This is a genomic window from Tetragenococcus halophilus subsp. halophilus DSM 20339 (genome assembly GCF_003841405.1).
Lineage (GTDB): Bacteria > Bacillota > Bacilli > Lactobacillales > Enterococcaceae > Tetragenococcus > Tetragenococcus halophilus.
Genome location: NZ_PXYA01000003.1, coordinates 77,388 through 90,337, shown reverse-complemented (window position 1 = coordinate 90,337; position 12,950 = coordinate 77,388). Strand labels below are relative to the sequence as shown.

Sequence of the window (12,950 nt, the reverse complement as noted above, 5' to 3'; positions counted from 1 at the left end):
TAAATTTCCTAGTAAAACTATTCTAGCACTCTTTTCTTTAAGGTAAAGAAGGAGTAAAAATAAATGGTAAATTTTATGAATTTTATCCCAAAAAAGAAATCGAGGGGAAATGTGATTTTTCCAGATTTTCAATTGTCTGAGAAAACGCGTCTTGGAAAAGCATTGGCAAGACAAAGGTTTAACTTATCAGAAAGACAAAAAAGGAAGCTTATGGATTATGGACCCAAATGGTATTAAAATAAAATTTGAAATCGCGTCGATTATGCACGAATAACTTCAAATAATAAGAGAAGAGACTATAAAAAAAAGCTAACAAGTTGATAGAGTAAAGGCATGATTCCTACTGCATGAATTAGGCGAGCAATTTGAATCATGGCAACACTGTTCATATTGACACCATAGTCCGCTGAAATCAAGGCAATATCTGTAGCCCCAGCAGGACATGAAGCAAACAAAGCTGAAGTAAAGTCCAACCAACCTTTGCGTTTGTTTATTTGGGCATATAGATAACTGATGAAGAGGTAAATAATAATTAAAAGGGCAGCTGGAATAATGAAAGTCTCTAAAGACGCTGCGATTTCACGGGTAAAACTAGAACCTACCATTGAACCAGCTAAAATTTGAGCGAACTGTCGGATTTGGATAGGAAAGGCACTAATGTTGGTACGTAATTTAAACAATGAAGAAAATAGCAAAGACAAACTAAGTGTTCCAGCGGGGAAACCTAAAATATAACCCAGCAAGCCCCCAAATATTCCAACGAGCATAACGGTTAAAAACTGTTTTATATTTAAAGCTTGCTTCTTTGTAGCTGTTACTGTTTCTTCTTTTGTTGTTTCTTGAGATTTTTCGCTAGTAAAAAGTTGAATCCAAGCAGGAAAAAGCAATAAGACACCTATACTACGTACTAATTGCATAATGGCAACCACATGAATTTCAGAATCGAAATCTGCGGCGATTAAAGTGGTGTCCATTAAGCCGCCTGGGGTAGTTGCTAAAAGTCCAGTTAAGATATTCCAATCAAAAATGTAGGAAAAAACAATTCCGAATATAAATGTATTGATTGTTAAAAGGACTAAAAGAAGAAGCGTTGGCTTTATAACATGTTTTAAATGAATGACATCAGAACGAGTCAATTTTTGACCGATAAAAATTCCCGCAACGATTTGAGCGATGACCTTGGCCTCTTGAGGAAAGTAAGCTTTATTTGTGATTATAGAAAAAAGCATGACAGCTAGCATACTTCCAATCATAAATGGCGCGGGAAAATTTAATTTTCGTCCAAGCTTTGCGCCTATAAGTGCGACAATAAAAGTAAAAAAGATGGAGATGTCAAAAGACATCAGAATAACCTCCATTAATAAAAATTAGTTTATGACAGTTACATTATTGCTTGTCTTGTTTAATTTCTTGCAAAAGTTTTTTCATTTCATCGGTTAGTTCAATTTTTTCGAGCATATCTGGTCTGCGTTGCCATGTACGTCGCAGCGCTTCTTTTAATTGCCAAGATTCAATTAATTTGTGATTTCCATTTTTTAAAACTTCAGGCACTTCCATGTCGTTGAACACAGCAGGGCGTGTATATTGAGGATGTTCTAGTAAGCCAGTTGAATGGGAATCAGTTTTTGCCGATACTTCATTTCCTAATACTTCTGGCAACAAACGTACCGTTGCATCGATCATTACCATTGCGCCTAATTCGCCTCCAGTTAGCACATAGTCTCCGATAGACACTTCATCTGTTACTAAAGAGCGTATACGTTCATCGTAGCCTTCGTAATGACCACAGATAAATACTAAATGTTCCTCCTGAGAAAAATCTTCCGCCATTTTTTGGTTAAAGGGAGTACCTGCCGGATCTAGTAATACAATACGTTTTTTAGTTTCCGAACTCGCTTTTTTTATGGCTTGTAAATTATCATAAATCGGTTGTACTTTTAAAAGCATACCAGCACCGCCACCATAAGGATAATCATCCACAGTATGGTGTTTATTATCTGAATAATCTCGAAAATTTGAAATATTCATCTCTAGTTGTCCATTTTCTTGTGCTTTACCTAAAATTGATTCGTTCATAGGTCCTTCAAACATTTTAGGAAACAACGTTAATACATCAATCCTCATCATCTAACAGCCCTTCTGGAATTTCTACATAAACTTTTTGATTGTCTAGGTCGATTTTTTTTACGACAGAGGTAATAAATGGAATCAAGGCGTCAGCTTTATTCTTTCTTTGCACCACCCAGACATCATTTGCACCAGGCGAAAGAATTTCTTTTACCTGTCCTAATTTTTCTCCATTTTCTTCATAAACATCTAAACCAATGATTTCATAATAATAATATTCGGCTTCGTCTAATGTTGTAAGTTCAGTTTTAGGCACCATCAATATACCCTCTCGAAAACCTTCAACATCGTTAATGGAAGGGTAGCCTTCAAAAGATAATAAGTCAAAACTTTTATGTTTTCGATGACTAGCTACGGTTAATTCGATAGGTTCTTTGCTTTTTACAAAAACAGTTAATTTTGCACCTTTTTGATAACGCTCTTGTGGAGCATCGGTTTGTGAAAGCACACGAACTTCTCCTTTAATTCCTTGTGTGTTTACAATTTTTCCCACTTCTAGATATTCAACCAATATATTCCCTCGTTTCTTGTATAGTCTCATTTATTTTAGCACGCTTAGAAAGCGAAAGCTAGATTTGCTGGTTTATGTAAGAAAATACTATGGTATTTTTTTCGTTCATGATATAATAAAAGAAAAGGAGGCGCTTACAATGCTAGAAGCGTATAAAAGAATATTAGTTGCTCTTGATGGATCTAGTCAATCGGAAAAAGCTTTTAAAGAAGCAATCGAAATTGCCAAACGAAATAATGCTACTGTTTTTTTAGCTCGGATTATTAATGATGTTGAATTGACAACCAGCGCTTATGCCTTTTCTCGTCTGTTAAAAGATGAAAAACAAAACATTGAAGAAGATATGGATGATAAAGTAAAAACTGCGCAACAAGCTGGTGTAAACAATATCGAAAGAATCGTTGAAATTGGTTCGCCTAAAGAAATGATTGGTATGGATTTACCACAAGAATATGCGATTGATTTGATTGTTATTGGTTCAACAGGTAAAGGGGCGATTGCACAGGCTTTAGTAGGAGCAACGACTTCTTTTGTTGTAAACCATGCGCCTTGTAATGTGATGGTTATCAAATAATTTTAATAAGTTAAAAAGCAGTTAAGGTATAACTTGTAAAAAGTACCTTAATTGCTTTTTTGTATCTAATAAAGTATTAAAAAGATGTTTTTCTATGGTAAAATGTCTTCTAGAAAATTCAGCTATGCTATAATAAAAAGAAAATTAAAAAGGGGAATGACAATGCGTGCAGTTTTGACTGTGATCGGTAAAGATAAAGTGGGTATCGTGGCAGGTGTAAGCCAGAGTTTAGCGATATTAAATATAAATATTGTTGATATGACACAAACAATTATGCAAGATTATTTTACGATGATGATGATTTTAGATATGGATAAGCAAACTAGCTTTGACTATATACGACAAGAGCTAGATAAAACGGGGCAACAATTAGGCGTAAAAATTAGTATTCAAAATGAAGAAATTTTTAACACTATGCATAAGTTAGGTTAGGAGATAGGATATGGAAAGCAACCAAATATTTGAAACTATCCGTATGATAGAAGAAGATAATTTAGATATTCGAACAATTACTATGGGCATCTCATTGTTAGATTGTATTGATCCTGATATTGATACAGCTTGCAGTAAGATTTATCAAAAAATTACCACTTGTGCTAAAGATTTAGTCAAAGTAGGTGATCAAATTGCTACAGAATACGGGATTCCTATTATTAATAAACGGATTTCAGTTACGCCAATTGCAAGTATTGCTTCAGCTACAAAAGCAACAAGTGTAGATTGTGTGAAATTTGCTAAGGCATTGGATCAAGCAGCTAAAGCAGTGGATGTAAATTTCATTGGAGGGTATACTGCATTAGTAGAAAAAGGTTTTCAAGGAACGGATTTAGCACTGATTGAATCGATTCCTCAGGCTTTGGCAGAAACAGATTATGTGTGTTCTTCTGTAAATATTGGTTCAACAAAAGCTGGAATTAATATGGACGCGGTAAAACGCATGGGTACTGTGATTAAGCAAACTGCAGAAAAATCAGATTTAGGTTGTGCTAAACTTGTAGTATTTGCTAATGCTGTAGAAGATAATCCATTTATGGCTGGTGCTTTTCATGGTTTCGGAGAAGCTGATAAGGTAATTAACGTAGGAGTTAGCGGGCCTGGTGTTATGAAAAGAGCACTAGAAAAAGTTAAAGGAGAATCTTTTGATGTTATCGCTGAGACTGTCAAAAAGACAGCCTTTAAAATCACAAGAATGGGACAGTTAGTGGGTAAAGAAACTTCCAACCGTTTAGGTATTCCTTTTGGTATCGTTGACCTTTCTTTAGCACCGACACCGGCCGTAGGTGATAGTGTCGCTCAAATTTTAGAAGAGATGGGATTAGAATCAGTTGGAACCCATGGAACCACAGCGGCATTAGCTTTATTAAATGACGCTGTTAAAAAAGGTGGCGTTATGGCTTGTAACCATGTAGGAGGCTTATCAGGAGCTTTTATTCCGGTATCAGAAGACGCAGGGATGATTCAAGCAGTTGAAAGCGGCTCGTTAAATTTAGAAAAACTAGAGGCGATGACAGCGATCTGTTCAGTTGGCCTAGATATGATTGCAATCCCTGGTAAAACACCAGCTGATACGATCAGTGCAATGGTCGCAGACGAAGCAGCTATTGGTGTAGTGAACCATAAAACAACGGCAGTACGTATCATTCCAGCTAAAGATAAAGATGTGGGCGATCATATTGAATTTGGGGGCTTACTAGGCTCAGCACCCGTGATGAAAACCAATGATGCAAGCTCTTCTGAATTTGTCCAACGTGGAGGCCGGATACCTGCACCTTTGCATTCATTTAAAAATTAAAATGGAGAGAGTTATTTATGTGGAATAAAGAAGAAAAACAAAAAACCTATGAAATGATGATTTCACAGCAAAGTGAATTGATCAAAGATGAAAAAAATTGGTTAGCCACTTTATCTAATGCATCAGCTTTGTTAAATATGAGCTTACCAAACACTGTATTTGCAGGATTTTATTTATTTGATGAAAATGAATTGATATTGGGGCCATTTCAAGGAAATGTCTCTTGTACACGAATCCAAATGGGAAAGGGTGTTTGTGGTGAAGCTGCTGATACAAATCAGACAGTGATCGTAGGAAATGTAAAAGAGCATAAAAATTATATCGCATGTGATTCCGCGGCGCTTTCAGAAATTGTTGTGCCGATGGTTAAAGATGAGCGATTGATTGGTGTTCTTGATATTGATAGTAAAGAAATAAATGATTACGATCAAACCGATAAAAAATATCTTGAAGATTATTGTAAACAATTACTAAAAGTATTTTAAAGCAAATAAAAAGACTTGACGCTATTTTGCCAAGTCTTTCAAAAGGTATTTCGAGCGGCTATTCAATAATTACTAACCAGAGAATTGACGATATAACCAATCGAATGGTGCAAAGAAAATATCTTCCATATACTCGTCCCCCTCTGTTAAATAGAATAACATAAGTACCGATTACAGGTTCATTAGTTTTTATTACAAATTAAATAAGTTATATTTCACACATGTCATATTTGATGAGCGAATTGTTTGAAATAGTTTCGGTATATGTTATACTAATTATTGGTAGAAATACCCCTTAATTAAGGGGACGTTACGGATTCGACAGGCATAGATTGAGCTTGAATTGCGCTTTGTAGGTTGCGTCTACGTAAAAACGCTCAGTTAAATATAACTGCTAAAAATAATAACAACTCTTACGCTTTAGCTGCGTAAAACCAGCTAGCGTAGATCCTCTCGGCATCGCCCATGTGCTCGAATAAGGGTCTCAAATTTAAGTGGGATACGCATTAACTTTCCGTCTGGAAGTTAATGAAGAGCTCATCAGACTAGCTTTATAAGCGGTTTGTCACTCGACGGCTTATAAAGCGAAATTAATCGAGATGACTATGAGCGTAGATATTCAAGAGGCAATATGTCTGGACGCGGGTTCAACTCCCGCCGTCTCCATTTGGAGATTAATCAATGCTTCTGATTGCTGATTTTTCAGCTTTCAGAAGCATTTTTTCTTGTTAGTTTTTTTATGATAGAATCTTTATACGAGAAAATTATCTGTAATAATTTATAAATCAATGTATGTTAAGTGAGGTTAAAGTAATGCGCTTATGGCATGAAGAATTGGTACCATTATTACCTAGACAACAACTATTGGGGCAACACAGAGAATGTTGCGCCTTACGTGGAAAAGGGTGGGGGAAAAACCATGCGACGGTAAATTATGTTTTCAATCATTCGCCTTATAAGTTGTATCAATACCATGTTTTGGTTATGGAAGAAATCTTAAAAAGAGGATATAAACCAAACGAGCAATGGTTTGATCCTTTATACCGGGGTCAAACTTGTCCAAAATACGAAAGCATAAAAAGTTTAAAGTTGGAAAAACCGATTTATGAGGAACACGATGTTTTATATCTCCAGGATTGTTTGGATAATCTAAAAGAAAAAGGAATAGACCTAACGTAAATAAATAGATAAATATAGATAAAAATTCTTTGTTTTTTGTCGATTTTTGAATGAAAAGCTTCAAATAATTAAATGTCTATAAGGTGTCATAAAAGGTTTCCTCAATTTACAGCTAATTTAAAAAATTATATAAGACGTTGTAACAAAATTACAAAGGTTTCTCAAAGAAAGTGATAATTTATTGGTCCGTTATTTTAATTTAAGTTATACTAGTAAAAGAATGAGAAATGAACAATTATTAGTATCTTATTTAAAATGACTAGAATGTTGTGATTTGTCATAAAAATAAAATCACAAAAGATCAATAAACAAGAGGTGGCAACATGAATGTATTAATGATCGAAGATAATGAATCTGTTTGTGAAATGATGCAGATGTTTTTTGTAAATGAAGGGTGGGAAGTGACTTTTAAATATGATGGACAAACCGGAATTGATGCTTTTTTAGAGAATCCACAAAATTGGGATATGATTATACTAGATTTAAATTTGCCTGAGGTAGATGGCATGGTTGTAGCTCGTAAAATTCGCGAAGTTTCTAGTACGGTACCATTAGTGATGCTAACGGCTAGAGATTCAGAAAGTGACCAAGTGATTGGTCTTGAAATTGGCGCTGATGATTACGTAACTAAACCTTTTAGCCCGCTGACTTTAATTGCACGAATAAAGGCGCTGCATCGTCGTAGTGATTTAAGAAGTACCGCAACAACTAAAGAGGTTTCGAAAAATGATACGGAATTTGATGTAAAAACAGCACATTTTCAAATGAATACAAAAACAAGAGAAGCTTATTTAAATGGCGCAGAGATTGTTGATCTAACGCCTAAAGAATTTGATTTGCTTTACACATTAGCAAATAAGCCGCGACAAGTATTTTCCCGCGAAAAATTACTTGAGTTAGTGTGGGATTATCAATACTTTGGTGATGAACGAACAGTAGACGCTCATATCAAAAAGTTACGGCAAAAGATTGAAAAAATTGGACCACAAGTTATTCAAACGGTTTGGGGCGTTGGCTATAAGTTTGATGATTCGGGTGTTGAATAATGCGTTATTTATACCAACAGTTGCTAGCTTTCTGGATTGTGATCTTAGTGACGCTGGTAACACTAGGGATTACTTTTACCCAGATGACTAAACAAACCATCGAAGAGAACAATTACCATCAACTTTTTGGTTATGCTGATGCGGTTGTAGAAGAAATCAATGACAATATGCCGGCCAATTCATTGGAGACAGCGATTCAAAACTCATTGAATCGTTCAGAGGCGATGTTAAACCAACAAAATGTCCATTTTACTTTTATTACTGATTCTAAAGAAGTGCTCTATCCAACTAGACCAGAAAAGCAGATTTCATTTCCCTTTAATAATTTTTGGAAGCAACTTCATGCAGGACAGCAACAACAAGTAACAGCCAGTAAGAATATTTATGGGGAAGAAGAAGCGACTTCTTATGCGATGATTCCCTTTAATTTAGATAATGACTTTTATGGTGCGCTGATTGTGACGCAATCGGCTCAAAATGTAAAAAATTCAGTGACAGAATTTACCAATAATTTACTAAAAGGATTTGTCTTATCTGTCATTGTTGCTTTGGTGATTAGCTTTTTATACGCTAAATTTCTGGTAAGGCGAATCAACCGGATGAAGGAAGCAACAAAAGAAATCGCTAATGGAAACTTTGATAACAAATTACCTTCACGTCATCGCGATGAGTTTGATGAATTGGCTGAGGACTTCAATAAAATGACGGATTCTTTAAAAGAATCACAAGAAGAAATCGATCGGCAAGAAGAGCGACGTAGACAGTTTATGTCAGATGCTTCCCATGAGATGCGCACACCATTAACTACAATTAATGGTTTATTGGAAGGACTGCAATACCAAGCGATTCCAGAAGATCAAAAGGATAATGCCATTCGTTTAATGAAAAATGAAACCAATCGTTTAATTCGTTTAGTCAGTGAAAACCTAGATTATGAAAAAATCCGAACAAACCAAATTTCTATTGTAGTGAAGAAATTTGACGGAACACAAGCATTACAAACGATATTAGTACAAATGGAGAAAAAAGCCGAAGAAGCCAATGATCAACTGATTTTAGAAACAAGTGAATCAGTTCCAATTTTTGCTGACTATGATCGGTTTGTTCAAATTATTGTTAATATTATTCAAAATGCTATTCAGTTTACTGAAGATGGCGAAATTCGTATTAAGATTGAAAAGGGTTATTTAGAGACGATTGTCACGATTACCGATACTGGGATTGGTATGACTGAAGACCAAGTAAATAATATCTGGGAACGTTATTATAAAATTGATCCTTCTAGAAAAAATAAAAAATTTGGAGAATCAGGTTTGGGATTGCCAATCGTACAACAATTGGTAAACATGCATAAAGGAACAATCGAGGTTCACAGTAAGCCAAATAAAGGAACTAGCTTTGTTATCACTTTCCCTGATACTGATCCGGATAAAGAAGTCGAATAAGAAAATGCAATAAAAAATAAAACAGCCGAACTATACTTAGTGAGATTTTCTGGTTATCGTGAATTTACGACTAAAACCAGCTGGAAGCTTGGAGTAATCTCTTCATATAGTTCGGCTATTTGTTTTTATTTAAAGAATTTCGTCAATATTTATGGAGTGGAGTAGTTGCTCATTTTTACTAAATAGTAATATGCGTAATGAGTACTTTTGGACAAGTTGATGACAAAAACCTAAAAGCCATTGCATTTGTCCAACAGTCATTTGATCAAAACAGTCATGAAGGTAAATAATCGAATTTTCTTTTAACAACAAGTGTACAAATTGTAATTTGATTTTATCAATTTGAGAAAGTTCGTTTTTCTGCTTGGTAAATAACCTGGGATTAATCTCAGCTAATTTGACATAGGATAAAAGTTTTGGACGTTTGGTTTTTTCTACACCTAGAAGAATATTTTCTTTTAATGATAAATAAGGTAGTTGCTGCCAATCTCCTGTAACTTCACCAATAGTGGGCTGTGTTCGTTTGTTTTTTTGCTCTAAAAATTTCTTTTTGTAAACGTCGGTTGTTACAAGATAAAAGCCAGCAGCTAATTGTTCTACATTAGTTATTTGTTCCAAATTTATGCCTCCAAAAGTAATGAACGCCTATTGCACCGATTTGAGTTGGAAAGACTAAGAAAATAAAATTTCGCATGGTTTGACCAAGTGATATAAAAAGAATTTTTGTCCATTCCTTACTAGACAATAAAATTGTCTGAATCAGTGCCTGATTTGTACGTGGAAAACGTACGACTAAATTGTCTAGATTGTCTTGTCCAAACTGTTCAGTGATTGTATTTGTACCATGGACCATTTCAATTATTTTCAAATGTTGATTTAAAATAATTCCTACAAAAAAATGTTGAAGAAGCATTATCATAGCTGCAAAAATTAAAAAAAAGATGAATAAAGGGAAAATCATTTCTAATAAATTAAAATAAACCCAAGAGAGTGTTCTGTTACCTGAGTTTTTCCAAATCAGGTATTCTTTTTCCTTGATTATTTGACAAATAAAAAAATAAATGAAAAATAGCGCAGTAAAAAAAATAAGGGCTGCTTTTTTTACAAAATCATAATAACGTCCGATAGTTTCAGTAGGTTCTTGTATATATCCTAAGATGCTTTGTTTTTCTAATGAATAGCCAGAAGAACTCAATAAGTCTTCCATATGACTATAAATGAAAGGTAATGAAATTTTTAAACTATCAATAATAAATAATAAAAAAAAGGAAATGACTAAAAAAATTACATAAAAAGCAGTCATACGTCGATGATATTTTAGACTAGCTAAAGCAATTTTTGAAAAAGACATAATTCTCACCTTCTTGATTTTAGTATATAAAATGAGTTTGAAAAAAATATGAATAACTTATAGTAAAAAAAAGAAATCCGAGATCAATCATTGATCTCGGATTTCTTTAGTTGTATCTTACTCATTATTTTCGTTATTGTTTTCTTCTTCTAATTATTCCTTAGCTTCTGGATGATACTCTTGATAGGATTTTGATTCATATTCATCCTCAGTAGATTCATCGCCATTTTCTGAATAGATACTGGTAGATTCATCGCCTAAATCTTCCTCTTTTTTAAGCAATCGCTTATCAATATCTTTGTAATCATAATCATTAGGATCAATTGGATTAAGCCCGCTTCCAGAGTGGAAACGAAGTAAATCACCTTGTGTTACCTTATCGGAAGTTTCAAGCTGTTTATTGACCGCATCTTGTAATTCCTTAACTGTTGCTTGTTGTTCTTCTGTAGGTGATTCAATTGGCTCTCCACTTTCGTTATCATATAATGTACCTGAATAATTTGTATAATCAGGGGATACGAAGGAGCCGTCTCGCATAGCTGCTACTTCTTGGTGTTCGTCAGACAACAGATCTTGTCCCATTTGAATATAATTTTTGGTATCTACTCCCAATAAATGTAAGAGTGTAGGCATCGCGTCTACTTCACCGCCATAGGTATGATCAACGCCACCTTTATCTTGTCCAGGAACATGAATCATGTAAGGAACGCGTTGCATTTGAGCATTGTCATAATTATCCCATTCACTACTATCTTTACCTAATAATTCTGCTAGGTTTTCGTTACGTCCATCAGAAATTCCATAGTGATCTCCGTATAAAACAATGACGGAATTATCGTATAAACCAGATTCTTTCAAGTAATCGAAGAACTCTTCCACAGCTGTATCCAAATAGTTCGCCGTCGCAAAATAACCATTGATTGTGTTATCTGGTGTATCAGCAAGTGGGAAACCAGCTTCATCATTTGTAAACTCAGAATAAGGATAATGATTTGATACAGCGATAAACTTGGAATAAAACGGTTGTTGCAAGTGTTCAAGATATTGGGCAGATTGTTCGAAAAATGGTTTGTCATGTAAGCCATATTGGAATGAATTCTCATCATTGACATCATAATAATTTGCGTCAAAGAAATAATCATAACCAAAGTGTTTGTAAACTTCATTACGATTCCAAAAGTTTCCTTCATTTCCATGGAAGACAGCAGAATCATAATCTTTTGTTTGTTTTAAGATATTTGGTGCTGATTCAAAAGTATTTTTTCCACCGAATTGCGTGAAAAACGATCCTTGGTTTAAACCAAACAGTGAGTTATCCATTAATGTTTCTGCATCACTAGTTTTTCCAGCCGCAACTTGATGGAAGAAGTTATCAAAACTAAAGGTACTATCATCATGGAATAAGCTATTAATAAAGGGCATTACTTCGTGTTTTTCGCCATTTTCATCTTCTAGTTCATAATCAACTAAAAATTGTTGCACACTTTCTAAATGAATATAGATAACATTTTTGCCTTCTGCCATGCCATAATATTCGTCATTAGGCTCAGCATAGTGATCATCAACATAATCTTCAACTTCATCCATATCGTTAGGGCTAGCTTCTGCTCGAACTTGTGTTGTCTGATAAGTTTGAACAGCGTCGTAAGCTGTATAAGCGTTAATACCAAGATATTTTACTAGATAATCACGAGAGAAAGTACGGGTTAATAGACCTGAACGATCTGTTTCTGCTAAAAATAGATTTCCTGAAAAAACCATTACAGCTAGGGCTGTGACAGCTAAAGCTGTTCTAGCTCGGATGGGGCGATCGTCTAACTTGATTTTTTTCATAACAAGTGCGATTGCGATGATAACAAAATCAATAAAGTAGAAGATATCACTTACTTTTAGCAGCTCTAATGTGCTACCTGCCAATCCTCCAGCAACTTTACCGGCACCTAAAATGGTATTAATAGTAATAAAGTCAGTAAATTCACGATAATAAGCGACATTTGCAAAAAGTAATACTGTCACCAAGAAATAAATAAAAAGCATGGTAAAATACGATGCCTTGGTTCTTCTTACATATAAAGCAATGGATAATAGAAATAGCGTTGTTGCTATTGGATTAATGAGCAGAATAAAATACTGGATCGGGCTGTCGACACCTAAATTAAATTCCGTAAAATAGGCAAAGATATTTTTAGCCCAAAGTAGTATTGTTAATAGGCCAAAAAAGCCTAATCTTGTATTTAGAAGATTTGGTATTTTTACATTCTTCAAAAGTTTGTTCCTCACTTTCTGACCTGGGTCATGAAAAATTTTTCTACTGTTTTCATTCATCAATAATATTTTACTAAGCCCCGGTTTGACTGTCAATAAAATTAGGTTTGTGTAGGGCAAATTAAGTTTTTCTTATCAATTCTTTCGTGAAAGACAAAAATTGTAGGATTTGATA

The 12,950-nt window shown here is 34.5% G+C and carries 13 protein-coding genes and 1 other RNA gene; 8 read left to right on the top strand and 6 right to left on the bottom strand.

Translation table 11 applies throughout. The annotated features are described in order from the left end of the window. Positions 1–296: 296 nt before the first annotated feature. The 3 genes from C7K42_RS10130 to rimM are packed head-to-tail and all read right to left on the bottom strand — an operon-like array spanning position 297 to position 2,638. Positions 297–1,343 carry an AbrB family transcriptional regulator gene (locus C7K42_RS10130; protein WP_159459071.1) on the bottom strand — a complete coding sequence of 349 codons (1,047 nt, stop codon included), beginning with the start codon at positions 1,341–1,343 and terminating at the stop codon, positions 297–299. A 43-nt stretch (positions 1,344–1,386) separates the two neighbouring features. After that, on the bottom strand, positions 1,387–2,124 hold the full coding sequence (gene trmD / locus C7K42_RS10125) for a tRNA (guanosine(37)-N1)-methyltransferase TrmD (protein ID WP_103097467.1): 738 nt from the start codon (positions 2,122–2,124) through the stop codon (positions 1,387–1,389). After that, entirely contained in the window at positions 2,114–2,638 is a 525-nt protein-coding gene (gene rimM, locus C7K42_RS10120; RefSeq protein WP_103097464.1) for a ribosome maturation factor RimM, read from the bottom strand. The genes trmD and rimM overlap by 11 nt, the downstream gene beginning before the upstream one ends. 139 nt (positions 2,639–2,777) lie before the next feature. On the opposite strand from rimM, the gene C7K42_RS10115 reads away from it, so the two are divergent. The 8 genes from C7K42_RS10115 to C7K42_RS10080 all read left to right on the top strand — a co-directional run bounded on the left by C7K42_RS10115 (position 2,778) and on the right by C7K42_RS10080 (position 9,159). Next, positions 2,778–3,212, top strand: coding sequence for a universal stress protein (locus tag C7K42_RS10115; RefSeq protein WP_103097463.1), 435 nt, complete (start codon positions 2,778–2,780; stop codon positions 3,210–3,212). Between the two features lie 162 nt (positions 3,213–3,374). Further along, on the top strand, positions 3,375–3,644 hold the full coding sequence (locus C7K42_RS10110) for an ACT domain-containing protein (protein WP_103083818.1): 270 nt from the start codon (positions 3,375–3,377) through the stop codon (positions 3,642–3,644). 10 nt (positions 3,645–3,654) lie between these two features. Then, the gene (locus C7K42_RS10105) at positions 3,655–5,004 is read left to right on the top strand and encodes a PFL family protein (protein WP_103099657.1); all 1,350 of its coding nucleotides are present in this window, start codon (positions 3,655–3,657) and stop codon (positions 5,002–5,004) included. Between the two features lie 17 nt (positions 5,005–5,021). Then, positions 5,022–5,489, top strand: a complete 468-nt coding sequence (locus C7K42_RS10100) for a GAF domain-containing protein (protein WP_103091884.1) — start codon at positions 5,022–5,024, stop codon at positions 5,487–5,489. A gap of 303 nt (positions 5,490–5,792) precedes the next feature. Then, positions 5,793–6,158: a transfer-messenger RNA gene (ssrA, locus tag C7K42_RS10095) on the top strand. A 144-nt stretch (positions 6,159–6,302) separates the two neighbouring features. Continuing rightward, positions 6,303–6,668, top strand: coding sequence for a TIGR02328 family protein (locus tag C7K42_RS10090; RefSeq protein WP_014124201.1), 366 nt, complete (start codon positions 6,303–6,305; stop codon positions 6,666–6,668). A gap of 323 nt (positions 6,669–6,991) precedes the next feature. After that, positions 6,992–7,714 (top strand): response regulator transcription factor, encoded by a 723-nt coding sequence (locus C7K42_RS10085; protein ID WP_014124202.1) that lies wholly within the window; start codon positions 6,992–6,994, stop codon positions 7,712–7,714. Next, entirely contained in the window at positions 7,714–9,159 is a 1,446-nt protein-coding gene (locus C7K42_RS10080) for a sensor histidine kinase (protein WP_014124203.1), read from the top strand. The genes C7K42_RS10085 and C7K42_RS10080 overlap by 1 nt, the downstream gene beginning before the upstream one ends. 129 nt (positions 9,160–9,288) lie before the next feature. On the opposite strand, the gene C7K42_RS10075 is transcribed toward C7K42_RS10080, so the two are convergent. The 3 genes from C7K42_RS10075 to C7K42_RS10065 form a co-directional block, all read right to left on the bottom strand. After that, positions 9,289–9,777 carry a hypothetical protein gene (locus C7K42_RS10075; RefSeq protein WP_014124204.1) on the bottom strand — a complete coding sequence of 163 codons (489 nt, stop codon included), beginning with the start codon at positions 9,775–9,777 and terminating at the stop codon, positions 9,289–9,291. Continuing rightward, positions 9,761–10,510, bottom strand: coding sequence for a hypothetical protein (locus C7K42_RS10070; RefSeq protein WP_061840079.1), 750 nt, complete (start codon positions 10,508–10,510; stop codon positions 9,761–9,763). The genes C7K42_RS10075 and C7K42_RS10070 overlap by 17 nt, the downstream gene beginning before the upstream one ends. 153 nt (positions 10,511–10,663) lie before the next feature. Then, entirely contained in the window at positions 10,664–12,775 is a 2,112-nt protein-coding gene (locus C7K42_RS10065) for an LTA synthase family protein (protein ID WP_041591777.1), read from the bottom strand. Positions 12,776–12,950 lie beyond the last annotated feature (175 nt).